This window comes from Mycobacterium sp. NGS18 (genome assembly GCF_059813185.1).
Window position 1 is genome coordinate 55,777 of sequence record NZ_JCALEC010000011.1, and the last position, 23,257, is coordinate 79,033.

At 69.7% G+C, this 23,257-nt stretch carries 28 protein-coding genes; 14 read left to right on the forward strand and 14 right to left on the reverse strand.

The genetic code is table 11. The features are described 5' to 3' along the window. Positions 1-164: 164 nt before the first annotated feature. Positions 165-914 carry an endonuclease VIII Nei2 gene (gene nei2, locus AC5Y31_RS18410; protein ID WP_499982038.1) on the reverse strand — a complete coding sequence of 250 codons (750 nt, stop codon included), beginning with the start codon at positions 912-914 and terminating at the stop codon, positions 165-167. After that, positions 914-5,356 (reverse strand): ATP-dependent helicase, encoded by a 4,443-nt coding sequence (locus AC5Y31_RS18415; protein ID WP_499982039.1) that lies wholly within the window; start codon positions 5,354-5,356, stop codon positions 914-916. The genes nei2 and AC5Y31_RS18415 overlap by 1 nt, the downstream gene beginning before the upstream one ends. Positions 5,357-5,463: 107 nt before the next feature. Here AC5Y31_RS18415 and AC5Y31_RS18420 point away from each other — a divergent pair, with 107 nt between their 5' ends. After that, entirely contained in the window at positions 5,464-5,835 is a 372-nt protein-coding gene (locus AC5Y31_RS18420; RefSeq protein ID WP_065026253.1) for a hypothetical protein, read from the forward strand. Between the two features lie 26 nt (positions 5,836-5,861). On the opposite strand, the gene AC5Y31_RS18425 is transcribed toward AC5Y31_RS18420, so the two are convergent. The 3 genes from AC5Y31_RS18425 to mbp1 form a co-directional block, all read right to left on the reverse strand. Continuing rightward, on the reverse strand, positions 5,862-6,167 hold the full coding sequence (locus tag AC5Y31_RS18425; RefSeq protein ID WP_065026252.1) for a hypothetical protein: 306 nt from the start codon (positions 6,165-6,167) through the stop codon (positions 5,862-5,864). Between the two features lie 53 nt (positions 6,168-6,220). Next, positions 6,221-6,901 carry a winged helix-turn-helix domain-containing protein gene (locus tag AC5Y31_RS18430; protein ID WP_499982041.1) on the reverse strand — a complete coding sequence of 227 codons (681 nt, stop codon included), beginning with the start codon at positions 6,899-6,901 and terminating at the stop codon, positions 6,221-6,223. 127 nt (positions 6,902-7,028) lie between these two features. Further along, on the reverse strand, positions 7,029-7,268 hold the full coding sequence (gene mbp1, locus AC5Y31_RS18435) for a microaggregate-binding protein 1 (protein WP_065026250.1): 240 nt from the start codon (positions 7,266-7,268) through the stop codon (positions 7,029-7,031). Positions 7,269-7,422: 154 nt separating this feature from the next. On the opposite strand from mbp1, the gene AC5Y31_RS18440 reads away from it, so the two are divergent. The 4 genes from AC5Y31_RS18440 (at position 7,423) to AC5Y31_RS18455 (ending at position 9,704) form a co-directional block, all read left to right on the forward strand. Continuing rightward, on the forward strand, positions 7,423-7,785 hold the full coding sequence (locus tag AC5Y31_RS18440; protein ID WP_499982043.1) for a hypothetical protein: 363 nt from the start codon (positions 7,423-7,425) through the stop codon (positions 7,783-7,785). A 180-nt stretch (positions 7,786-7,965) separates the two neighbouring features. Beyond that, positions 7,966-8,277 carry a protein UsfY gene (usfY, locus tag AC5Y31_RS18445; RefSeq protein ID WP_499982044.1) on the forward strand — a complete coding sequence of 104 codons (312 nt, stop codon included), beginning with the start codon at positions 7,966-7,968 and terminating at the stop codon, positions 8,275-8,277. A gap of 204 nt (positions 8,278-8,481) precedes the next feature. Beyond that, entirely contained in the window at positions 8,482-8,919 is a 438-nt protein-coding gene (locus AC5Y31_RS18450) for an ATP-binding protein (RefSeq protein WP_065026248.1), read from the forward strand. Further along, entirely contained in the window at positions 8,916-9,704 is a 789-nt protein-coding gene (locus tag AC5Y31_RS18455; RefSeq protein WP_065026247.1) for an RNA polymerase sigma factor SigF, read from the forward strand. Before AC5Y31_RS18450 ends, AC5Y31_RS18455 begins: the two co-directional genes overlap by 4 nt. Positions 9,705-9,712: 8 nt before the next feature. On the opposite strand, the gene AC5Y31_RS18460 is transcribed toward AC5Y31_RS18455, so the two are convergent. From AC5Y31_RS18460 to AC5Y31_RS18480, 5 genes are all read right to left on the reverse strand, one after another. Continuing rightward, positions 9,713-9,916, reverse strand: a complete 204-nt coding sequence (locus tag AC5Y31_RS18460; RefSeq protein ID WP_065026246.1) for a DUF2795 domain-containing protein — start codon at positions 9,914-9,916, stop codon at positions 9,713-9,715. Continuing rightward, on the reverse strand, positions 9,916-10,665 hold the full coding sequence (locus tag AC5Y31_RS18465; protein WP_499982046.1) for a PfkB family carbohydrate kinase: 750 nt from the start codon (positions 10,663-10,665) through the stop codon (positions 9,916-9,918). The genes AC5Y31_RS18460 and AC5Y31_RS18465 overlap by 1 nt, the downstream gene beginning before the upstream one ends. Beyond that, positions 10,662-11,117 (reverse strand): pyridoxamine 5'-phosphate oxidase family protein, encoded by a 456-nt coding sequence (locus tag AC5Y31_RS18470; RefSeq protein ID WP_499982047.1) that lies wholly within the window; start codon positions 11,115-11,117, stop codon positions 10,662-10,664. The genes AC5Y31_RS18465 and AC5Y31_RS18470 overlap by 4 nt, the downstream gene beginning before the upstream one ends. Before the next feature lie 16 nt (positions 11,118-11,133). After that, positions 11,134-12,642, reverse strand: a complete 1,509-nt coding sequence (locus AC5Y31_RS18475) for an FAD-dependent oxidoreductase (protein WP_499982048.1) — start codon at positions 12,640-12,642, stop codon at positions 11,134-11,136. A 68-nt stretch (positions 12,643-12,710) separates the two neighbouring features. Then, the gene (locus AC5Y31_RS18480; protein WP_499982050.1) at positions 12,711-12,869 is read right to left on the reverse strand and encodes a hypothetical protein; all 159 of its coding nucleotides are present in this window, start codon (positions 12,867-12,869) and stop codon (positions 12,711-12,713) included. Between the two features lie 256 nt (positions 12,870-13,125). Here AC5Y31_RS18480 and AC5Y31_RS18485 point away from each other — a divergent pair, with 256 nt between their 5' ends. From AC5Y31_RS18485 to AC5Y31_RS18495, 3 genes are read left to right on the forward strand one after another with little or no spacing between them, the layout of a single operon-like run. Beyond that, positions 13,126-13,329, forward strand: coding sequence for a hypothetical protein (locus AC5Y31_RS18485; protein ID WP_499982051.1), 204 nt, complete (start codon positions 13,126-13,128; stop codon positions 13,327-13,329). Between the two features lie 21 nt (positions 13,330-13,350). Continuing rightward, the gene (locus tag AC5Y31_RS18490) at positions 13,351-14,142 is read left to right on the forward strand and encodes an SDR family NAD(P)-dependent oxidoreductase (protein WP_499982052.1); all 792 of its coding nucleotides are present in this window, start codon (positions 13,351-13,353) and stop codon (positions 14,140-14,142) included. 37 nt (positions 14,143-14,179) lie between these two features. Beyond that, positions 14,180-15,358 carry an alcohol dehydrogenase catalytic domain-containing protein gene (locus tag AC5Y31_RS18495; RefSeq protein WP_499982054.1) on the forward strand — a complete coding sequence of 393 codons (1,179 nt, stop codon included), beginning with the start codon at positions 14,180-14,182 and terminating at the stop codon, positions 15,356-15,358. Positions 15,359-15,372: 14 nt separating this feature from the next. Here AC5Y31_RS18495 and AC5Y31_RS18500 read toward each other — a convergent pair whose 3' ends face one another. After that, entirely contained in the window at positions 15,373-17,133 is a 1,761-nt protein-coding gene (locus AC5Y31_RS18500; protein WP_499982055.1) for a glycoside hydrolase family 15 protein, read from the reverse strand. After that, a complete protein-coding gene (locus AC5Y31_RS18505; protein ID WP_499982057.1) occupies positions 17,130-17,801 on the reverse strand; it encodes a cutinase family protein in 672 nt (223 codons plus the stop codon). Before AC5Y31_RS18505 ends, AC5Y31_RS18500 begins: the two co-directional genes overlap by 4 nt. A gap of 117 nt (positions 17,802-17,918) precedes the next feature. On the opposite strand from AC5Y31_RS18505, the gene AC5Y31_RS18510 reads away from it, so the two are divergent. From AC5Y31_RS18510 to AC5Y31_RS18535, 6 genes are read left to right on the forward strand one after another with little or no spacing between them, the layout of a single operon-like run. Next, complete coding sequence (locus tag AC5Y31_RS18510; RefSeq protein ID WP_065026241.1) at positions 17,919-18,254, forward strand: hemophore-related protein; 336 nt, start codon at positions 17,919-17,921, stop codon at positions 18,252-18,254. Between the two features lie 6 nt (positions 18,255-18,260). Continuing rightward, the gene (locus AC5Y31_RS18515) at positions 18,261-18,797 is read left to right on the forward strand and encodes a DUF1360 domain-containing protein (protein WP_301634091.1); all 537 of its coding nucleotides are present in this window, start codon (positions 18,261-18,263) and stop codon (positions 18,795-18,797) included. Between the two features lie 26 nt (positions 18,798-18,823). Beyond that, on the forward strand, positions 18,824-19,699 hold the full coding sequence (locus tag AC5Y31_RS18520; RefSeq protein WP_301634093.1) for a Rieske 2Fe-2S domain-containing protein: 876 nt from the start codon (positions 18,824-18,826) through the stop codon (positions 19,697-19,699). Beyond that, positions 19,696-20,124, forward strand: coding sequence for an oxidoreductase (locus tag AC5Y31_RS18525; protein WP_499982058.1), 429 nt, complete (start codon positions 19,696-19,698; stop codon positions 20,122-20,124). Before AC5Y31_RS18520 ends, AC5Y31_RS18525 begins: the two co-directional genes overlap by 4 nt. Beyond that, positions 20,121-21,611 carry a molybdopterin-dependent oxidoreductase gene (locus AC5Y31_RS18530; RefSeq protein ID WP_499982116.1) on the forward strand — a complete coding sequence of 497 codons (1,491 nt, stop codon included), beginning with the start codon at positions 20,121-20,123 and terminating at the stop codon, positions 21,609-21,611. The genes AC5Y31_RS18525 and AC5Y31_RS18530 overlap by 4 nt, the downstream gene beginning before the upstream one ends. Before the next feature lie 2 nt (positions 21,612-21,613). Continuing rightward, complete coding sequence (locus AC5Y31_RS18535) at positions 21,614-21,883, forward strand: hypothetical protein (protein WP_499982059.1); 270 nt, start codon at positions 21,614-21,616, stop codon at positions 21,881-21,883. Here AC5Y31_RS18535 and AC5Y31_RS18540 read toward each other — a convergent pair. Both AC5Y31_RS18540 and AC5Y31_RS18545 read right to left on the reverse strand, forming a co-directional pair. Beyond that, entirely contained in the window at positions 21,876-22,172 is a 297-nt protein-coding gene (locus AC5Y31_RS18540) for a hypothetical protein (RefSeq protein WP_499982060.1), read from the reverse strand. The two genes, AC5Y31_RS18535 and AC5Y31_RS18540, sit on opposite strands and share 8 nt — an antisense overlap. 14 nt (positions 22,173-22,186) lie before the next feature. Further along, complete coding sequence (locus AC5Y31_RS18545) at positions 22,187-23,221, reverse strand: hypothetical protein (protein ID WP_499982061.1); 1,035 nt, start codon at positions 23,219-23,221, stop codon at positions 22,187-22,189. Positions 23,222-23,257 lie beyond the last annotated feature (36 nt).

A 23,257-nucleotide genomic window follows, 5' to 3' on the forward strand; every position in this document is an offset into this window, starting at 1 on the left:
TTCCGCCGGCGGCCAGCCCGGCCACGCTCACGCCGATCAGCGCGTGTCTGTTGTTCATCATTTTTCGATTCCTTAGCTCGATTGCTTCGGACATCAGGGCGGGTACCCGGCTTCCCCGAGCAGCGAAACCACCCGGAGCAAATCCACGCTCACCAGGGAAGACATCACCGCTGACACGAGGGGCACCAGAAGCTGATGCGCTCACCGGTGCGGTCGCACTGTAGGGGAGACCCGCAGCGCCGGCACGGTTTGCCGGCCCGGCCGTACACCCACAGCTGCCGGCCCGGACGGGTGTCGCCGGTGGTGCAGCGCGACCACCGCAGCCGGTTGGCCCACAGCATGTCGTGGGCCCGCGCCACCACGCGGCCCGGATCCGCCAAGGCGGTGACCGGGGCACCCGGCAACCGGCCGGCGACGAAGCACAATTCGTTGCAGTAGACGTTGCCGATCCCGGCCAGCACGGTTTGATCCAGCAAGGCCTCCGCCAGCGGACGTTGCGGGTCGGCCATCAGGTTGGCCACGGCGGTGTCGGGATCCCAGTCGGCGCCGAGCAGGTCCGGGCCCAGGTGCGCGACGGCCTGCTCGTCGCGGTCGCGGTCGAGCACCTCCAGCACCCCCAGGTCGATACCGAGGGCGCGAACGGGGCCGGTCTCCAGAATGATTCGCACCCGATGGTCCAGCGGTCCACCCGCGATCCGCCAGGCGCCCTCCATCTTCAGATGCGAGTGGATGCTGGCGCGTTCGGTGCGGATGAACAGGTGCTTGCCGCGGCTGATCACTTCGTCCACCCGCTGACCGCTCAAGTACACCTCTGCGTAGCGGGGCACCCGGATATCGCAGCGGGTCAACGTCTTTCCCGTCAGCGCCGCATCGAGCACGGCGGCGGTGTGGAAGACGGTGTCACCCTCGGGCATCAGCGCAGCCGCAGTCCGCGCGGGGTGCGGGAGAACCCGGCCTCGGTCAGCGCGGCCAGCGTCGGTGAATCACGCAGCTCCAGCACCGCGGTGCCGTCCACCCGCTCGACCAGGATCCCGTCGACCCGGCGCTCGGCGATCAGCCCGGCCAGCGCCCCGGCGGCGGCCCGCTGGACCTCAGCGGCATCGGTACCGAAATTCAGCAGCGACCGGCCGCCACGCTCGACGAACCACACCAGCTCGCCATCGACGAGCACCACCAGCGCGCCCGCCTTGCGGCCCGGCCGGGCGGTGCCCGGATGCGCCGGCCAGCTCAACGCCGCCCCATACGGGTTGGCCGGGTCGGCGGCGGCCATCACCACCGCGTGGTACTCCGGGCGGGCCGGGTCGACGCCGTCGAGGTAGCCGCGCAGCCGGTCCACGGTCGAGGCCAGGGCGAATTGGGCGGCGCCCAGTGATTCGATGAAGTAGCCGCGCTGGCAGCGCCCGGCCTCTTCGAACGCGCTGAGCACCTTGTACAGGGTGGCGAACCCGCCGGGCACCGCTTCGGCGGCCACCGCGCCGCGGGTCAGCACGCCGTAGCGGTGCAGCAGCAGCTCGGCGGTGTGGTGGGCACGCACGGTGGAATCCTCTTGGGCTGCACGCAGTCTCGACCAACGTCCGGCGACCGCCGGGTCGGCGGCCCGGGCGGAAGCGTGGGCGACGCTGTAGCGGCTCAGCCGGGGTGGGCGCTTGGTGCGGTGGGCCGGGGTGGAACGCCGGGTGCCGGCCAGCACCGCGCGCATCGGGGCGAAGGTGTCACCGGTGACCCAGCCCGCCCAGATCAGCTCCCACAGCGCGGCTTTGAGCTCGGGCTCGCCGGCGCCCTCGCCGAGCTGGCGAAAGAAAAACGCGCCGCCGCCGTCGAGCGCGTCCAGGATCTGCCGATGTGCGTCATTGAAGTCGAGCGGTGCGCCGGGGGCCAGCGTCAACGGCGCCGAATCCGCGGTGTGGAAGGTGATCCAGCCGTCGGCGGCCGGCGCGTTACCGGCCGGGGCGCCGGCGCCTGCCCACAGCACCTCCCCGGAGGCCAGCAGCTCGTCGAGCATGGCCGGGGAGTAGTCGCGCACCCGCGGACCCAGCACCAGCGGCTCGACCGCCGACGCCGGCAGCGGCACACCCGCCAGCTGCTCGATCACCCCGGCCAGCCCGTCAAGACCGGATGCGGTGCCTCGGGCGCCTATCTGTTGCCAGGCCGGCAGGAAACGCGCGTAGGCGGCCGGGGACACCGGCTCGATCGCCGAGCGCAATGCGGCCAGCGACCGGCGCCGCAGAATCCGCAGAACCTCTGCGTCGCACCACTGCTCGCCCGGGGAGTCCGGGAAGTCGGCGAACTCGCCACGCACCACCCGCCCGTCGGCGGCCAGCCGGCCCAGCGCATCGGCGGCCACCCGGGTGCCCAGCCCGAACCGCTCGGCGGCCTGCCCGGTGGTGAAGGGTCCGTGGGTGCGGGCGAAGCGGCCCAGCAGTTCACCCAGCGGGTCGGCGACCGGCTCGGTGAAACCCGCCGGAACTCCGGGCGGCACCGCCACCCCGATGCCGTCGCGTAACCGGCCGATGTCCTCGATGGCGATCCACCAGCTGCGCCCGGCGAACGACACCGCCAGCACCCGACGGGCGGCCAGCAGATGCTCCAGCCAACCGCTCACATCATGGTCGCCGGCCCGGGCTGCGATCTCCTCGCCGGTGAGCGGGCCCAGCAGCCGCAGCAGATCCGCCACCCCCTCGGCGTCGCGGGCGGCCTTCTCCGGGCTCAGGTGCTGCAACTGGCGGGCGGTGGCGGCAACGACGTCGGGGTCGAGCAACTCGCGCAGCTCCACCCGGCCCAGCAGTTGCGCCAGCAGGGTCGGGTCCAGCGACAGTGCCGCCGCGCGCCGCTCGGCCAGCGGACTGTCGCCCTCGTACATGAACGCCCCGACGTAGCCGAACAACAGCGACGCGGCGAACGGCGACGGGGTGGCCGTCTCGACCTGCAGCACCCGCACCCGGCGCTGCGCGATCCGCGCCATCAGATCGGTCAGCGCCGGGACGTCGTAGACGTCTTGCAGGCATTCCCGCACGGTCTCCAGCACGATCGGGAAAGCGGGGTATCGGCGGGCCACATCGAGCAATTGGGCGGCGCGCTGGCGTTGCTGCCACAACGGGGTACGCCGGCCCGGGTGCCGGCGCGGCAACAGCAGCGCCCGGGCCGCGCATTCGCGGAACCGGCTGGCGAACAGCGCCGAGCCGCCCACCTCGGCGGTGACGATCGGCTCGATCTCGCACGTGTCGAAGACGAACAGGTCGGCTCCGGGCGCCTCGGAGTCCAGGGCGTCGGGCAACCGCACCACGATGCCGTCGTCGGAGGCGGTCGGTTTCTCGTCGATGCCGTACCGTTCGTGCAGCCGCCGGCCCACCGCCAGCGCCAGCGGTCCGTGCACCCGCAGCCCGTAGGGGGAGTGCAGCACCACCCGCCAGTCGCCGAGCTCGTCGCGGAACCGCTCCACCAGCAGCGTGGTGTCGGTGGGAACCGTCCCGGTGGCGGTGCGCTGGTCATCGAGCAGCCGCCACAGATTGTCGGCGGCGTAGTCGTCGAAACCCAAACCGGCGCAGCGCTTGTCGAGTGCCGGGCGGTCGAGTCCGGCCAACTCGCCGGTGAACGCCCCGAGCGCGGCGCCGAGTTCGGCCGGGCGACCGACGCCGTCGCCGTGCCAGAACGGCAGCCGGCCGGGCTGGCCGGGCGCCGGTGCCACCAGCACCCGGTCGTGGGTGATCTCGGTGATGCGCCAGCTGGTGGCGCCCAGCGAGATCACATCGCCGGGCCGCGACTCGTAGACCATCTCTTCGTCGAGTTCGCCTACCCGCGAGGGCTTTTGGGACCCGGCCAGATACACCGCGAACAGCCCGCGGTCCGGGATGGCGCCCCCGGAGGTGACGGCCAGCCGCTGGGCGCCGGGCCGGCCGGTCAGGGTGCCGGTGTCGCGGTCATAGAGCAGCCGGGGCCGCAGCTCGACGAATTCGGTCGACGGGTATTTTCCGGAGAGCAGGTCCAGGGTGGCCTCGAATACGCTGCGCGGCAACGTCGCGAACGGGGCGGACCGCCGCACCGTGTCGAACCAGGCCTCGGCGTCCAGCGGCTCCAGCGCCGCGGCGGCCACCGTGTGCTGGGCCAGGATGTCCAGCGGATTGGCCGGCACCGTCAGCGTCTCGATCTGACCGGCCAGCATCCGCTGCACCGCGTTGGCGCAGCCGATCAGATCGGTGCGGTGTTTGGGGATCAAAACGCCCCGCGAGATTTCGCCGACCTGATGCCCGGCTCGCCCGATGCGCTGCAGGCCGCTGGCCACCGACGGCGGCGCCTCGATCTGGACGACCAGGTCGACCGAGCCCATGTCGATGCCCAATTCCAGGCTCGAGGTCGCCACCACCGCGCGCAACCGCCCGCTTTTGAGGTCTTCCTCGACGGCGGCGCGGGTCTCCTTGGACACCGACCCGTGATGGGCCCGCGCCAACACCGGCGCAGCCGGGTCATCGCAGCGTTCGGCGTGAATCTCGTTGAGCCGCGCGGTCAGTCGCTCGGACAGCCGCCGCGAGTTGGCGAACACGATCGAGGAGTGATGCGCCTCGATCAGGTCGACGATGCGCTCTTCGACCTGCGGCCAGATGGTGCCCTCAGCGGGGCTGGCCATATCGGGCACCGGCACCTGCACCGTCAGCTCGAACGTCTTGGCCGCCGGCGGCGCCACGATCCGGGTCGGGGACTGCCCGGACAGGAACCGGGCGACCTCCTCGGCGGGACGCACGGTGGCGCTGAGCCCGATGCGCTGCGCCGGGGAGGCCAGCATCGCATCGAGGCGCTCCAGCGACAACGCCAGGTGGCTGCCGCGTTTGGTCCCGGCCACCGCGTGCACCTCGTCGACGATCACGGTCTGCACCCCGGTCAGGGCCTCCCGTGCCGCCGACGTCAGCATCAAAAACAGCGATTCGGGGGTGGTGATCAGGATGTCGGGGGGCTTGGCGACGAGCTCACGGCGCCGGGCCGCGGACGTGTCGCCGGACCGGACCCCGACGGTGATGGCCGGCGCGGGCAGGCCGCGGTGCGCCGCGATGCGGCCGATGCCGGCCAGCGGGGTGCGCAGGTTGCGCTCCACGTCGACCGCCAGCGCCTTGAGCGGCGACACGTAGAGCACCCGGGTGCCCGCAGCCATCAGGCCCGGCTCTGCGGCCAGCCGGTCCAGCGCCCACAGGAACGCCGCCAGCGTCTTGCCGGAACCGGTCGGCGCGACGACCAGCGTGTTGTGCCCGTCGGCGATCGCCGACCAGGCCTGCTCCTGGGCGGTGGTGGGCGCGGTGAAGGTGCCGGTGAACCAGTCCCGGGTCAGCGCTGAGAACCGGGCCAGCGGGGTGGCGGGTTCGCGGCTCACCCCGCCATGGTGCCAATTTCGCGGCCGCGCTGCCGGGCGGTGCGGTTTTGCGCACGCCCGCGGCGGGTATTCCGCGACCCTGTGGTGGCGGGGACTGGGGGGCCAGCATGACCATGCTCGACGACCGGACGGCGACGGTACTGCCGATATTCGCCGATGCGACACCGGCGCCGCCGGGGGCGTTGGCCCTGGAAGCGCCGCCGCGCGACTGGACCTGGATCAACTGGGCGCTGTCGCTGCTGACCGCACCGGCCGCGGTGCTGTTGATGGGATTCGCGCTGTCCCGGGTGGCGGGCACCGCTCTGCGGACGAACGGGTCGCTGTTCGGCCTGCTCTACCACGGAGCGGCCGCCGTAGCGGCGACTACGCTGTTTCTCGCGTTCTTCTTTGCCACGACGCACCGCCGGGGGATCGCGGTCTGGGCGTGCGGCTGGACCCTGCTGGCGGCCGACCTGGTCGTGCTGGTCTGGATCTTCTGATGGCGTCCGGCCCCTGGCGGCCTGGCTCACTTCTCGACGTTGTAGTACGACTCGCCGTCTTCGGGGCTGCCGGAGACTTGAGCGCGATGCCGCCCGCCGCCGGTCGATTCGTGGAGGCCCTGGTCGACGCCGACGTCGGGTTGCTCGGCGGCCAGTTTGTCGTCGAGTGACTCGTGGACCGACTCGTCGACCGGCTGCCAGTCGTCCGGGGGCGTGACGGTCGCATCGCCGTCGTCGTTGCGCAGCTCGTCGGAATCGGTGGCCTCGGCCGGCGGCAGGGTGTCGTCGGCGGTGGTGTTGGTCTCGGGATCCACTTGGGGTTGTTCTGTCATGTCCTCGGCGCTCTCGGTCGGCTTCAGGTGGTTTCAGGTGGCGTCAATCGGCTTCAATTGGCGATAGCCCATTGCGGTTGCGGTTGAGGTGACTCCGGTGTCATGTAGCCGACGCCGCGCACGGTGTCGACGATCGACTCGTGGTCGGCGCCGAGCTTGGCGCGCAGCCGCTGGACGTGGACGTCGACCTTGCGGCGGCTGCCCTCACCACCCCAGACCTCGCGCAGCAGCCTGGTGCGCGTGAACGCGTGGCCCGCGTGCTGCACCAGAAAGTTGAGCAGCTTGAACTCGGTGAGGGTGAGGTCGAGCTCGCGGTTCGACAGCGACGCGGTGTAGCTGTCGGGGTGGATGACGAGGTCACCGAATTGCACTGCGCTGTGAAGCGATTCGCGTCGGCGTGCCAGCGCCAACCGCAGTCGCGCATGCGCCTCGGCCGGCCCCGCGGTCGATACCAGAACATCGTCGACCTGCCAGTCGAGGTCCACCGCGACGAAGTCCTCGGCGCTCACCACGACCAGCACGGCGGCCGACGGCTCCCAGCTGCACAGCCGCAGACAGGTCGTGCGGGAGGCCGTCAGATCGGTACACCCGTCCACCAACACGGCTGTGGCGCTGTGGCAGTCGGCCCGGGTGGCGATGGCCAGCGGCCCGCGAGCAACCGAGTGCCCGAAGACGCGTAGCGCCGACAGGGACTGTTCGAACTCGTCCCGGTCGGTCAGTAACAGAACGTCCATCGCCTGGCTCCCACCCTCGGGCTACCCGTCGGTGCCTATTACCGCACTATTACCCGCTACGTGGCGCGGGTAACCGCACAGCGACAGGCCCGGCCCGCGCGGCGGGCCGGGCCTATCCTCCATCGGGCTACTGGTGGGACTGTTGGCGCGCCTCGGCCGCATCCGCGCCGGCCCGAGCCGATTCGGCCTCGGCCTCGCGCTTGGCGGCATCACGCTGCGCTTCGCCCTTGTCCTGCTGCGCCTCGCCCTCGCGGGCCATCTCGTCGTTGCCGATCACAGTGCCGACGGCTTCCTTGGCCTTGCCCTTGACTCCCTCGACCGTGCCGCGGATGCCTTCTTCGGGGCCGCTCTTCTTGTCGTCAGACATAAAATCCCTCCCTGGATTTCGTGGACGTGGCAGGCCCGGTGCTTCTGTAGGCCCGCCACACCCCCAAGGCTTCCCCCGCGCCCGCCCGTCCAAACGTCGAAACGCCTTGACCCAGAGCCGATCAGCGCGGACGGTGGGAGGCATGGAACACGGCATGCAACCGCGTCCCGGTGGCGACCGGCTGGGCCAAGAAGACGATGAGGTTCGCTCGGCGATCAGGTTTGCCGGTGTGATCACCGCCGTCGGGGTGGCGTTCGTCTTGCTGGCGGCGTGGTGGGCCAGCTCCTGTGACGCGGCTGCCGAAACCGTGGCGTGCGGCAGGCCATACCGGGCCGTGCTGGCCGCGGGCGGGCCGGCGATCTTCGCCGCCGGCGGAGTGCGGGCCTTCCTGCGGACCTACCGGGTGTGGCGGGCGCGGGGGACCTGGTGGGGATGGCAGGGCGCCGGCTGGTTTCTGCTGTCGTTGATGCTTCTCGTACTGATTATGAGCGCCGGGCCGGTCAGCGGTACGGCCTGATCAGAGCTCTTTGCATCGGTATCGCTGCCGTGTCGCTGTGAACCTCCTGTAAGCCGCGCGTAATCTAGATCACATCGCCCTACGCTGGTTTTGGTAGCGGACAGGTTCGCCATCACACCACCGACAGGCGTCCCGGCGCGGCCTCCGGATTGGCCGGACGATTCACGAAAGGAAGCAGCAATGGGTGACACGTTTCATGACCCCGTTGACCATGTCCGGACGACCCGGCCGCATGCCGGCCGTGCCGTGATCGACGTCATGGGTTGGCCGGGTTACAGCCTGCTGGTGGTCAGCATGGTCGCCGGGGCCGGCTCGCTCACCGCCTTCGCCACCGGCAACGACCGCCAGGGCGCGGCCGTGGCGGCGTTCGCGGTGCTCGCCGCCGCGCTGGGCGGGCTGTGGCTGCTGTTCGAGCACCGGCGGATCGGCAAGGTGAACCAGGAGTGGCACCAAGCGCACCCGGAGCTGCCGCGGCAGCGTCCTGCCAGCTGATTTCTGCAGCAGACCTCGAGCGGCCCGGCCGGTTTCCGGCCGGGCCGTTTGTTGCTGCTGCCGAAATCGATGATTGAGTTGCCCGGCGACCGGGTACAAAGTGCGCGTGACTAACCTCTCGGCGGCCCACTATGCGGTCCTGACGGCGTGAATCGTCCAACTGTGCGCAGCGGTAGTCTCGGTCCGACATCGCCGGGAGGCTCTATGACCGACATCCACAGCGACCGGACCTCACGGTCGTGCAGCGAGCGAGCCGTCGAATTGCGGGTGACGCCCAGGCTGGAGAGTCTGGCCGTGGTGCGCATGCTGGTCGGTGCGATCGCGACCTACGAGGATCTCAACGTCGATACGGTGGCCGACCTGCGGCTGGCGATCGATGAGCTGTGCACGCAGCTGATCCGCTGCGCGGCCGCGGGCGCGACGCTGAAGGTCGTCATCGACCCGCAGGACGACGCCGTGACGATCCAGGCGTCGGCCGCCGGCGACGGCGCGGACGTGCTGACCCCGGGCAGCTTCAGCTGGCACGTACTCACCTCGCTCGTGGATGACGTGCAGACGTTCCGTGAGGGCCCGCAGTCCGACGGCGCCGGTGAGGTATTCGGAGTGACATTGACGACCCGGCGGGCGGAAACCAGGACGTGAGCCCGCGCGCCGCCGGTAGCGGTTCACAATCAGGGTCGGAGTACTCCGATGTCGGCGACATGTTCCGCGAGCTCGCGAAGTACGACGCCGACACCGCCGACTTCCGTACCCGCAAGGACAAGATCGTGGAGCGGTGCCTACCACTGGCCGACCACATCGCCCGCCGCTTCGAGGGACGCGGCGAGCTGCGCGATGACCTGGTCCAGGTTGCCCGGGTCGGTCTGGTCAACGCCGTAACCCGCTTCGACGTCGAAACCGGCTCGGATTTCGTCTCATTCGCGGTCCCGACGATCATGGGCGAAGTCCGCCGGCATTTCCGGGACAACAGCTGGTCGGTCAAGGTGCCCCGGCGCCTCAAGGAGCTGCACCTGCGGCTCGGGGCAGCCACCGCGGACCTGTCTCAGCGCCTGGGCCGGGCGCCGACCGCCTCCGAACTGGCCCGTGATCTGGAGTTGAGCCGCGAAGAGGTGGTCGAAGGTCTGGTGGCGGGCAGTTCCTACAACACCTTGTCCATCGACAGCGGCGGCAGCTCCGACGAGGACGATGTCCGTTCGATCGCCGACACCCTCGGCGACAGCGACGCCGGGATGGACCGGATCGAGGATCGAGAGGCGTTGCGGCCCTTGCTCAATGCGCTTCCCGAGCGGGAACGTACGGTGCTGGTGCTGCGGTTCTTCGAATCGATGACCCAGACCCAGATCGCCGAACGGGTCGGCATCTCGCAGATGCACGTGTCACGTCTGCTGGCCAAATCGCTGGCGAAACTGCGCGATCAGTTGCAGTAGCCCGCCGCTCACCCGCCCAGCGCGTTTTGGGCGGACAGCGACGACATCACCGCATCCGGTCCGTCGAAGCTGTCTTTCTTCAAGGCCCGCAGGGTGTCGACCAGCTTCGAATCGGCCCCGTTGTCTGCGGCGTGGTCAGCGAGCTGCGCCGCCGTGCCCGGGTAGTCGAAACCCGCCAGGCACTTCTGTACTTCTGTGACATGGAATCCCATCACTGCGCAGTACCCGGCGACACCGAGCCGGAAACGCCCGGCCCGGCCAGGCCCGCCAGGTGCGGGCGCCCACCCAGATGTGCCACGCAGGCGGCCGCGGCCGCCGCGGCCAGCCGCGGCCCGGCTTCCAGCAGGCGTCCGGCCAGCGCCCGCGCCGCCGCCGGGGAGGTGACCGGTTCCCCGGCGAGCAGCGCCGTCTCGTCGGCATCGGCGCGCAACACGTCGATGTGACACAGCAATTCGTCTCGCGCCTCGGCCGGCGGGTTGCCGTCGGCCACCACCTGCGCGCCGTGCCGCCGTGCCGTCCGGGCGGCCGCCAGCACCGCCTCGGCGGGCTGCTGCAGCTGCAGCGACACCATGGCCGACCGAGCGATCAGTGCCTCGCACCTCTGCACGTCGGCCGGGGTCAGCAGCGAGCTTTCCGGAATATGCTCGAAAAGCCTGCGGCTGCCCGGCTCGTCGACGAGGTCGACCAGCAGTGCGGTCTCGCCACGCTCGATCACCCCGCTGACATCGACCCCGTCGCGGGCTGCCTGCTCGCGCACCGCCGTTCCGGCGTCGTCGTCGCCGACCACTCCGATCAGGGCCACCGGCACGCCCAGCTGGGCTAGGCCCACGGCCTGGTTGGCGCCCTTGCCGCCCAACAGTTCCCGGCGCTGCACGACCCGGGTCGATCCGCCGGCCGCAGGCAAGCCGGCGCTGCGCAGCACCAGATCGCGCCCGATCTGCCCGACCACCGTGACGGTCATCGCAGCCCGTAGCGGCCCGACCACGTCCGGATGAGGTCGGTCTCGTGGGCATCGCCGAACAGATAGACCGGTGAGGCGATCGGCAGCGCGCGTTCCACCCGGATCAGCACCGCCTCCCGGCAGGGGAACCGTGGGCCATAGGTGGCGGTCACCCACTGCCGCAGCCACTCGTAGACCTCGTCGCCGGGCGGGCGCAGTTGCGCGGTGCCGGTGAAGCGATACCCGCGGCGCTTGAGGAAGTCGACCACGTTCACCTCTATGCGCGGATCGCGGCGCAGGTCGGCCACGGTGGTCGGCGACGCCATGTGCATGAACACCAGGTGTTCGTCGCCGTAGACCAGCAGCGACTCCTTCGGCGACAGGTTCGGTGAACCGTCCTCGCAGACGGTGGCGACAAAGGCCAGCTTGGCGCTCGCCACGATCGAGCGCATGTCATCGTCGATGATGCACACCGCTCACCTCGTCGTGTCAGCCGCCGCGGGTCAGGCCCCGGGTGGCGGGGCCTTCCAGCAGGGTGCCGTCGGGGGCGAAGCGCGACCCGTGCAGCGGGCACTCCCAGGCCTTGTCGGCGTCGTTCCAGTTGACGATGCCGCCGAGGTGCGGGCACACCGGTGACACCCGGTGCTCGACGCCGTCCACCCGGCACTGGGCCTGCAGGCGCCACGGGGGGCCGCTGACCACGCCGGGCGCGTCGTGGCCCAGACCGTGGCTGCCGATGTGGGCCGTCGGGGCGATCCAGCCCTTCGCCAGATTGAAGCCGACTTCGAGATTGGCCGTCATCGCCGTGGACAGCCCGCGCAGCTCGCGGGTGCTCCAACTGGCGAACGCCCGGTCCCATTTCGGACGCCTCCCCAACATCCGGCCCGACAACGCCAGTGCCGCGGCCGCCCCGTTGGTCATGCCCCATTTGTTGAAACCCGTTGCCACGTAGATGGTGTCGCTGTCGGGAAGGATGGGGCCGACATAGGGCAGCTCGTCGATGGGCGCGTAGTCCTGCGCCGACCACAGGTGCGTGCGGGTCGCGCCCGGGAAGTGCCGGATCGTCCAGGACTCGAGTTCGGCCAGCGCATCGCCTGGGTGCTTGGCGCGACCGACGGTGTGTCCGGCCCCGCCCACCAGCAGCCGCTCGGCGCCGGTGACCGGGGCGTAGCGCAGCGACCGTGTCGGTGAATCGGTGGAGATCATCATCGGGCGGGTGATCTCACCGGGCACCTCGAACGCCATGCAGTATGACCGGCTGGGTTTGACCCGGGCGAAGTATCCGCCGCGGTCCAGGACCGGGATGCCGGTGGCCAACACCAGTTGGGTGGCCTTCACTTCGGCGTGCACCCGCGCACCGTCGACGCTTATTCGCAGACCGTCGCGCCCACCGGAAACGCTTTGCACCCGAGCATGTTCCACCAGTTGCCCACCGCTGGCGAGCAACTCGGCGCGCAGGGCGTCCAGAAACGGCATCGGGTCGAACTGTGCCTGGTCGGCCAGCCGGACGCCGCCGTGATACGGGAACGGCACCTCGGCCTGCGCCTCCCAGGTCACCGGTAGATCGACCGCGCGGCAGGCCTCATACTCGGCGCGCGCGGCCGCCACCCCGCCTTCGGACTGGGCGAAGCTGTAGGCGTCCTCACGCTGCACCGCGACCCCCGTCGACGCGCAGAACGACAGCATCCAGTCCTGGCCGGCGCGGTTGCCCTCCAGATAGGCAGCGGCCAGCTGCTTGCCCTGCTTGGCCGAGATCGTCGACAGCTGGGTGGCCTGCAGCAGGCTGATCTTGGCGGTGGTGTTGCCGGTCGCGCAGGCACCCACGGTCCGGGCCTCGAGCACCAGCACCTCGCGGCCCGCCCGGGCCAGTAGAACCGCGGTCATCAGCCCGGTGATCCCGGCGCCCGCCACCACGACGTCGGCGGAACCGGGCAGATCTTCGGCGGTGCCGGAAGCCGGTGATGTCGCGATCCGATCGGCGAGCCACAACGACGTCATGGCCGATCAGTTACCCGGTAACACGCCGGCGAAACGTGCCGACGTCACGAGCAGCGGTTTTCGCGCGCCTAGTCCGGCGGCTCGTCCGGCGAGCCGCGCTTGGGACTCTCTTCCGATTTGGTTGCGGATTCGTATTCTTCGGCGGCTTTCGCGTCGAGTCGGTCGACCGTGTCCTCCAACGAGGTCTTGTGATCAATCGGTTCGTCACCGCGTTCTGTCATCGGCATGGGCTTTCCTAGCGAGAACTGGCACGGTCGCGGGTACCCGAAATGCGCGCCGGGCAATCGGTAAGAGAATTGGTTGACGCGCCGGTGAGCGGGGTAGACCCGCATCGAGTGCAGCGCAGTCGCTTCGCCTGCATAACTGCTAGCAGCACCCCGATCCGGCGGGACGAGAGCGTCCGGGACTCGGGTCAATGCCCGGCTGGACGTGGGCGTCCGGGGCTCAAACCGAACGTGCAGTTGTGAGTAGGAGTTGTCAGCCGTGGATGACACGCGTCTAGAAGACGCCTCCGCCGAACAGTGGCAGGAGCTGGATCGGTTGTGGGACAGCCTGCCCACCGGTCAGCGGCTGGTAGTGCTCAACGCGGTGGCTGACAGCCGACGTGACGGCCTGGAGCCCACCCTGGAAGAGATCGAGACGCTGGCGGAGTTGGTCTCTGGCCGCCACCTCGACGGCGCGCCCTAGTCGCGGAGGTAACCACAGCTCATGGGACTCGCGTCGATCACCGGTGCCTCCAGCGGAATCGGCTATGCACTGGCCGTGCAGTTCGCCCGGCACGGCTATGACCTTGTGATTGCGGCCGAAGACGACGGCATCCAAGCAGCAGCCGACCGGCTGTCCAGAGTGGGTGCCGACGTTGTGCCGGTGCAAGTCGACTTGCGGACCCGGGCAGGGGTGGAGCAACTGTATCGGCGCGTCGCCGATCAGGGCCGACCCCTCGACATCGCGGCCCTCAACGCCGGCGTCGGCTCGAGCCCGAACTTCGTCGACAGCGACCTTGACGACGAGCTGTCCGTCGTCGATCTCAACGTCCGTGGCGCGGTGTTGCTGGCCAAGTTCGTGTTGCGCGACATGGAGCGTAGAAACGCCGGGAAGGTGTTGTTCACCTCCTCGATCGTGTCGATGATGCCCGGGTCCTATCAGGCCGTCTACGTCGCATCCAAGGCGTTTATCCAGTCGTTCGCCGCCGCTTTGCGCGACGAATTGCGCAACACCGGTGTGACCGTGACGAGTCTGATGCCCGGCGCAACCGACACCGCGTTCTTTCGCCGAGCAGGCATGGAGAACACCTTTATGGCCCGCCATCTCACCGAAAGTCCGGCTGATGTGGCCGAGCAGGGTTTCGATGCGCTCATGCGCGGCGACCGCCAGGTGGTAGCCGCCTCGCCGGTCACCAAGCTTGCCGGCATCGCGCTCCGCCACGTCGGTGCGGGTGAGCGTTCCGGTCAAGCGCGCCAGCCGCCGTCGACGCGTTTGCGCCGGGATGCCGGCGGGTAGCCGGGCGGTGTTCTCACGACACGACGGAGGCGACCCGATGCGGGCAGTGACATGGCAGGGCAAGCGCAAAGTCCAAGTCGACACCGTGCCCGATCCGGTCATCGAGAAGCCGACCGACGCCATCATCGAAGTGACGACCACCAACATCTGCGGATCCGACCTGCACCTCTACGAGGTGCTCGGGGCGTTCATGGACGCCGGCGACATCCTCGGCCACGAACCGATGGGCGTCGTCGCCGAGGTCGGGCGCGGAGTGAGCAATCTCAAGGCGGGGGACCGGGTGGTCATCCCGTTCCAGATCGCGTGCGGGCACTGCTGGATGTGCCGTCAGGGGCTGCCGACCCAGTGCGACACCACCCGGGTGCGCGAGCAGGACACCGGGGCCGCCCTGTTCGGCTATTCCAAACTCTACGGCCAGGTTCCGGGCGCACAGGCGCAGTACCTGCGGGTGCCGCAGGCGCACTACACCCACATCAAAGTGCCTGAGGGGCCGCCGGATTCACGCTTCGTGTATCTGTCCGACGTGCTGCCTACCGCCCTGCAGGCGGTGGACTACGCCGCGATACCCGACGGCGGGTCGGTGACCGTGCTGGGACTCGGGCCGATCGGCGACATGGCGGCCCGCATCGCCGCCCATCAGGGCGCCCGGGTGATCGGGGTGGACCTGGTGCCCGAGCGGCTGGGTCGGCTGGCCCGGCGGGGAATCGAAACCATCGACCTGCGTGAGGCATCCGAGCTTGGTGAGGTGATCCGCGACCGCACCGACGGGCGTGGAACCGACGCGGTGATCGACGCCGTCGGTATGGAGGCGCACGGCTCCGGCGGCGCCAAGGCGGTGCAACAGCTCAGCTCGTTGTTGCCCGACGCCGTCGCCGGACCGTTGATCAGCAAGGCCGGCATCGACCGGCTCGCGGCGCTGTACTCGGCGATCGACATCGTGCGCCGCGGCGGAACGGTGTCGGTCATCGGCGTCTACGGTGGCAAGTTGGATCCGCTGCCGATGTTCACCTTGTTCGACAAGCAGATTCAGCTGCGGATGGGACAGGCGAACGTCAAACCGCGCGTCGAGCGGTTGATGCCGCTGCTCACCGACAACGACCCGCTGGGGGTCGACACCTTCGCCACCCACGAACTGCCGCTGGAAGAGGCGCCGCACGGCTACCAGATCTTCCAGGAGAAGCGCGACGGCGCGGTGAAGATCCTGCTCAAGCCGTAACTCGCCGCGATCACTCAAGTAGTTACGTTGGCGGCCAGCAGGTGCGCGGCCTCGAACAGCAGCGCGTGCGCGAACGCCTGCGGCAGGTTGCCGCGCAACTGCCGCTGGCCGACGTCGTACTCCTCGGTGAGCAGGCCGGGCGGGCCGCACGCGGTACGGCCCCGTTCGAACCACTGCAGTGCGGCAAGATCATTGCCCTGCTGGTGATCTGCCAGTGCCATCGCGAAATTGCACAACAGGAAGGCTCCTTCGGCCTCGCCGAGTTCGCGGTGGTCGGGCCGGTAGCGGTAGACGAAGCCGTCCCGGGTCAGGTCATGGCGCACCGCGGCCAGGGTGGCCACCGTGCGGGGATCGTCGAGGGGCACGGCCCCTCGCAGGCCCGGCAGCAGCAGGGCCGCGTCGATCCCCGAGTCATCAGGTGCGCGTTGCCATCTGCCGTCGCGGTGCAGGCAGTCGTTGCTGGTATCGGCGACCAGTTTGTCGGCCAGCTGATTCCAGCGTGCACCTTCGGAAAGCGATGCCACGCCGGCGATGCGGCGCAGCCCGGCCGCGCACATCAGCCGGGAATGCGCCCAGCGCCGGTCTTCGAGCTCCCACACCCCGGCATCGGGCTCGGCACCACGGGCTTCGATCGCGTCCACCAGGGTGTGCACCGCACGCCAATGGGTGCTGTCCAGCCGGTCCAGTCCGGCGGCGGCGGCCAGCAGCAGCAGCGCCTCCCCGAAGTTGTCGAGCTGAAACTGCCCGCGCACCCAATTGCCGGTTTTGACCGCGGCGCCCGGGTAGCCCGGCAGCGGCAGATCTTCTTCGGGCGGCGGGGCGCCTGCGTCGACGCAGTAAGCCGGTCGCAGGTCGGGTCCGTCGGCCAGGACCCGCTCGGTGACGAACCGGACGGCGTCATCCAACAGGGGATGCGCCCCGGCGGCGGCGATCGCCTGCCCGGTGTAGCACTGGTCGCGAATCCAGCAGTAGCGATAGTCGTAGTTGCGGCCGGCCTTGGCCCGCTCCGGCAACGACATCGTCGCCGCCGCCACCATCCCGCCGCCGGTGCTGGTCATGCCGCGCAACACCGCGTAGGCCAGCCCGACGTCGACGTCGGCCAGCGTGCCGGTGAACTCGGGAACCGCTTCGCCCCAGGCGGTTTCGGTGGCGACCCAGGCCTGCGCGGCGTCGACCGGCCGGTCCGGCAGTTCGCGGTCGGACAGCTCGAGCACCAAGTCGTGGTCGCGGCCCGGTTCGACGTCGAGCACCATCTGCAGCGATCCGTCGCCGGGCCGGCGCGCCTGCTCGGCACCCGACCACCGGAATCGCAGCGGGCCCGATCGGCCGGTCCACACGGCGTCCCGGCAGGACAGCCCCGACATGGCGGTGGCGCCGAAGTCGGTCCGAACCTGCAGCGCCACCTGCACCCGCACCGGACGGTCGAGCGCCCGGATGCGGCGCAGCACCACCGCGGTGTGCGGGTCGCCGGGGAAAGCCAGCGCCTCGCGGCACTCGACGATGCCGTCGGTGGTGACCCAGCGGGAACGCCAGATCAGCGACCGCTCCTCGTATTGGCCGCCCCACACGTAGCGCAACTCCGGGGTGACGGCGTAAACGCCGGCGCCGCCGAGCAGTGAGCTGAACACCGCGGGGCTGTCCCAGCGCGGCAGGCACATCCAGCAGAGGTCGCCGCGCGGCCCCACCACGATCCCGCGCTCGCCATCGGCGATCAGCGCGTACTGCCGCAGCACCTGTGGCGGAAACCGTTCCAGCAGTGGCGGCCCGGGGTTCATGTCCGCGGATCCGGCTCGGGCGGTGTGAGACGTTCGACCGCGAAATCCGCTGCTAGTGCTGTCATCCCGTTGGCCGCGTACGCCGCGTGCGCGGCGCCGTCGGCGCCCGCCGAGCAGATCGGGTCGCCCGGAGCGCACAAGTCGATCGTTTTGGCGGCAAACTCGGGCCCGATCGTCAGGGGCGGGGCGGCGAGGGAGTTCAGGAACGCCGCGGATGGTCTGCCGAGCAACGCGACGGCGGCGACCCGGCCGGCCGCGTCGGGCGACAACGGTGGCGGGAACCCGTCGGCGGGCGGCGCGGGTTCGGTGAGGTAGCCGATGAGCGCCGCGCCCCGGGAATACCCGCCGAGCACCAGCGCGGTCTGCGGGCAGCCCGCCGCCATGTCGGTGATGTGGCCGGCGGCGTCGGCGACCCCGGCGATGGTCGGGCCGAATTCGGGCACGGCCGGGAAGTTGACCGGGTAGACCCCGACCGGGCGGCCGCCGACCCGCCACCGCAGTGCGTCGATGAACTGCTGACCCATCCATCCCACCCCGGGCGGTTCGGCGGTGCCGCGGGCGAACACCACTTCGATGTCGGGGCAGTCGAAGGCGTCGGCGTCCCCGGCGGGCAACGACAGCAGCGTGCCGCCCGCCAGGCCGGCCGCGGCGAGTATCCGAGTAATCACAGCAATGCGTTCGATACCCACAACCGCTTCTCGGCAAACCGTGGTTTAGCTTGTGCGAAAACGGCAAGCCTACGTCGGTACCGTCGCCGACGGCACAGAAGTCGAAGGGGAGAATCAATGATCACAACGTCTTTGACCAGGCTTGCTGCCGCTGCCGGCGGCGTGGCGCTGGCTTTGTCGGCGGCCGGGGCCGCGGCGGCGGACCCTGGCCAGGACCCGGCGGTCAACACCACCTGCAGCTACTCCCAGGTGGTCGCGGCGATGAACGCGCAATCACCGGAAACCGCAGCGCAATTCGAGGCGACGCCGATGGCGAAGTCGTTCCTTCAGAACTTCCTCGCCTCGCCGGCGCCGCAGCGCGAGGAGATGCTGCAGCAGGCTCAAGGCGTTCCCGAGGCGGCGCAGTTCGTCAACATGGTCGGGCCCATCGCGAAGACCTGCGACAAGTACTAAAAAGCGATGTCTCAGTCGACCGAAGCCGGTAACACCATCGCCGATGCGGCCAAGCGGGAAGCCGACGCGTACCGCGGCGACAACCCGCGGCCGCTGGGGGGATACGCGATGGTGCTGCTGGTGTACGGCGGGTTGGTCGCGGCGGTTACCGTGGCCGCCGCGGCCACCGGCCGCCGGCTGCCGCAGCGCTGGGCGGCCGGCGATCTGCTGACGGTGACCGTCGGTGCGCACAAACTGTCCCGAACGCTGACCAAGGACGCGGTGACCAGTCCGCTGCGGGCGCCGTTCGCGCACTATGCCGGCTCTGGCGGCCCGGCCGAGGTGATGGAGGAGACCCGCCGGTCCAACCAGCTGCGCCACAGCCTGGGGGAGCTGTTGACGTGTCCGTTCTGCGTGGACATGTGGGCGGTGACCGCATTCACCGCCGGCCTGGTGTTCGCGCCCCGGCTGACCCGGCTGGTCGCCGGCACCTTCACCGCGCTGGCCGGCGCGGATTTCCTGCAATTGGCCTACGCGAAAGCCCAGCAGATCACCCAGCAGTGACGTCTCTTCAGGCCCCGGAGGTGCCCATGACGCCGACCACCACCGCGCCCGACCGGCGGCTGACCAAGATGCTGGAGCAAGCCGGCGCCCTGGACGGTCCGGCGCAGACGATTGCCGCCAAGGTGCGCGGGCTGACCGGGCAGGGCAGGCTCAAAGACCTCATAAGCGGGACCGGCCTCGGGCACCCCGCACATCCACCGCTCACCGACGTGGTGATCGGGTCATTCCTGTCGGCTTTGCTGCTGGACCTGCTGGCGCCGCGGACCGGTGCGGCAGCGGCCAACCGGCTGACCGCGGTGGGTATCGCCGCGTTCGCCCCGACGGCCCTCACCGGCATCAGCGACTGGGCTGACACCGAGCTGTCCGACGAAGCGTCCCGCCGGGTCGGTTTGGTGCACGCCGGAGCCAACTCCGCCGCGTTGCTGATGTACTGCGCGTCGTTGGTCAACCGAAGGCGCGGCCGGCGGCTCCGCGCGGCGCTGCTCGGACTCGGTGGCGCCGCCGCCTTGAGTGCGGGAGGCTATCTCGGCGGCCACCTGGCCTACTCCCGGGGAGTCGGAGTCAACCAGACCGTGTTCGATCCGGGGCCCGAGGACTGGACGCCGGTGCTCGCGAACGCCGAACTGGCCGAGCGACAACTGCATTCGGCCGATGCCGACGGCACGCCCGTGCTACTGGTCCGCGTCGACGGACACCTCTTCGCCATCCATGACCGGTGCGGGCACCGCGGCTGCCTGCTGAGCGAGGGACAACTCGACGGCACCGTGGTGACGTGCTCGTGCCACGGCTCACGGTTCGACATCCGCGACGGAGCGTTGCTACGCGGGCCGGCGACCGGTGCCCAGCCGGCTCTGCAATGCCGCGACGTCGACGGCCGGATCGAGGTACGCAAGCACCCGTGATTCCTATCGCGTTCAACCTGCCGCGCACGGTCACCCTGCTCGTCGATCTTGCGCTGCTGGGTCTGGCGGCGACGCACGGCTATCTGCTGGCGACGGCCGCCGGTGCGCCCGGCTATTTCCGGGTGTACTGCGTCGCGGTGATGATCGGCTGCGTCGTTGCGGCGGCCGTCACCTGGATCGACGTCGACGACATCGTGCCGCGGCTGGGCTGGCTGGCCGGCAGCCTCGTCTGCACGGCTTTCGGGATCGGCTATCTGATCAGCCGGTGGGTGAGCCTGCCGGGCCTTGAGGCCCTGACCGGTCGGTGGGATCTGGCTCCGGGCAGCCTCGCACTGGCTTGCGCGGCAGGCTTTCTCGGGCTGCACCTGACGGTGCTGATCGGGGTCAATGTGGCGTTCGGGCAGCGCAGGGCCTGGAGGGACTGATGGCCCTCGACTTTCCGCTCTGGCTCCGCATCGACCACTGGCTCAACGTGTTGTTCCTGACCCTGTTGTTGCGCAGCGGCTTCGAGATCTTGTCCACCCATGCGAAGCTCTACTGGCACGACGACAGCGCGCCCGGCACGGAGTGGGCCCGGTTCACCCGCAAGGTGATGACCACCGACAAGCTCTACGACACCCTGGATGAGGAAGAGGATTACCACCCGCTGATCGCGCTGCCGGGCCGCTCCCAGCTGGGTATCGGCCGGCATTGGCACTTCGCCGCCGTCATCGGCTGGATTCTGGTCGGATTGTCTTACTACATCCTGCTTTTCGCCACCGGCCAGTGGCATCGCTACTGGCCGTACTCCTGGTCGATCTTCTCCGAGGCCTGGAACGACATCGTCACCTACCTCAGTTTCAACCTGCCGCCGCTGCTGCCGGGTGAGCCGCTGGACGCCATCCAGAAACTGACCTACGCCGGCGTGATCTTCGTCCTGGCGCCGTTTCAGATCCTCACCGGCGCCGCGCAGTCACCGGCGATCGAGGCCCGCTTTCCTTGGTATGTCCGGCTGTTCGGTGGCCGGCAGACCGCCCGCAGCCTGCATTTCCTCGGGCTGCTGGCGTTTGTGGTGTTCATCGCGATCCACCTGTCGATGCTGTTCTTCTGGGGCTGGGGCCGCCTCACGGCTCTGATGATCTTCGGGTCGGTGCGCAACTTGTACTGGGCGACCGCGCTGTCGCTGCTCATCATCGCGGCGATCATCGCCGTGCACGTCGCCGCGACGGTGTGGAGTCACCGCAGCCCGGCATCGGTGCGGCGGGTGCTCGGTGCGGTGATCAGCGTGCCCCGCAAGGGACTGCTGCGCCGGTTGAACTCTCGGCAGGACTATCCGGCGCGCATGCTCTCGCCGCAGCACCGGGTCAACGGCAAGCCGCCCACCGCGGAGTACTACAAGGTGATGGCGGTGCACGACTTCGTCGACTGGCGCCTCCGGGTCGGTGGGCTGGTGGAGCAACCGGTGACACTGGATCTGGCCGAGCTGCGCGCGCTGGGCGAACCGCGGACTCAGCGGGTGCTGCACAACTGTGTGCAGGGGTGGACGTCCATCGGCGAATGGACCGGACTACCGCTGGGCGTCTTGGTGGACCGGGTGCGACCGCTGCCGCAGGCCCGCTACATCTGCTTTATGAGCATGCAGAACAACACCACCGACGAGCCGAGCTCAGAGGGCGGTGGGCAGTTCTATGAAGTGTTCGACCTGAAACTGGCCCATAAACCGCAAATGCTGCTGGCCTACGCGATGAACGGCCAGCCGCTGCCGATCCAGCACGGCGCGCCACTTCGGCTGCGAGCCGAGACGCAGGTGGGTTTCAAGATGGCCAAGTGGATCAACCAGATCGAGTTCGTCGACGACTACGTCCACATCGGCAAGGGACGCGGGGGCTGGCGTGAAGACAACGTCTACTACGGCATGGACGGAGAGATCTAGAGATGACTGCCACCGCGGAGTCCCGCCCGGAACTGATCGACGTGGACGGTGCCGCCCGCGACCGGGTGTCCGAGCTGATCAGAGTGCGGGGCGGGCGCTGTGCGGCCTGCGGTGGAACCGATTTCGCGGTGGGCCGCGCGCTATACCTGGGTTTTCTGTTCCTCGACGAAGACCATGACGCCTACCTGGTGGCGCTGACCTGTCGTGAGCCGTCGTGCCCGCAGCCCAGAACCGCGATCCGGTTGCGCTATAAGGAGTTTCCGGCTAAGTAGGCAGCTCGGGGCGGGCGAGGTCGAAGCGCTCCACCAGGTGGGCCACGCTGCGCAGCTCGTCGCAGACCTGGGCGAGCCGGTGCTCGGCGTCGTCGTCGAGCACACCGCGGCCGTAGTAGTACGCCAGCCGGCGCAGCCGGCCGGCGAGTGCGGTGCCCCACCGGATGCTCAGGTCGTAGATCTGCACGTCTTCGACCTGCGGGCGCTGCCCCAGCTCGCGCAATGCGCGCACTTGCTCGGTGAGCACCGCGACGTCGTCGTCGATGCTGACGCGGTCGGTCGCCGGCACGGGAACCTCCGTTCTCATAACGGCTTGGCGACGCTGACCACGAGCGGCTGGCCCTTCAGGGTCAGATACACCCGGTCGGGGCCGATCGCCATGCCGGACAAAGGGGTGGACCGGGCCGGCCCGGACGGTAGACCGGCCCGGTAGTCGAGGACGCGCAGCATCGGGATGCTGCCGTGGGGGAAGCCGGTGAAGGTAGCCGACTCGAAGACCGTCACGCCGGTGTCGGTGGCGGCATAGATCCGGGTGTCGTCGGAGCCGAGGTAGCGGATCGGCGAGGAGACCGGGGAACGGCCGATCTCCTCCAACCCGTGCCCGCCGCGGGCGGACTCGACGACGTACAGGGTGTCGCCGTCGGCGTCGGCCAGATAGGCCCGGCTCGCCGCGGTGCCGTCTCCGGCGGCCGCGGTGACTTTCGTGTCGTAGCTGCCGCGGTGCTCCGGCGGCGAGGACGGCCCTTTGTAGTAGGAGATTCCGCCCGGCCCGTAGACGTGGTATTCGATGGCGCGCCCACGATTGGCGCCATCGAGGATGCCGGCGGCGCCCCCGGTCACCCGGGCACTCGGCAGCTTCCGCAGGCCCTGCTCTTCGACCGGGGTCACCGTCGACCCGTCGGCGGACAGCGCGAGCAGCACCCGCATGCCCGAGTCCTGGGACAGGTAGGCCGGCGCCGGCCCGGCGTCGATTTCACCGGTCTGCTCCAGGCTGCTCAGCTCGACCGCCGCGACCCGGCCGCGGGCCGGCTGCGGGACGAACACGGTGGTCTGGTCGGCGCCGCTGATCTGGAGGTTGCGCCCGGCGTGAAGCGGCGCGGACAGCCGGGTGGTGACCGCATCGGGGTCAGCGGCATGATCGATCGCTGCCACCCGCCCGTCGTCGGTGAGCGCGATGAGCGACCCGGTGCCATACGACCACACCGGATCGCGCAGCGGTGTCTGCACCTGCACCGACACGGCTTCCGGCGCACTGAGCAAGGACTGTCCCGGCGCTGAGCAGCCGGCACTCGCCAGCACGCCGGCGACCGCCGTGCTGCACCAGCCCTGCCATCTCATGATGGCCGGGGTACCCCCGGTGACGGCCGGCTACAC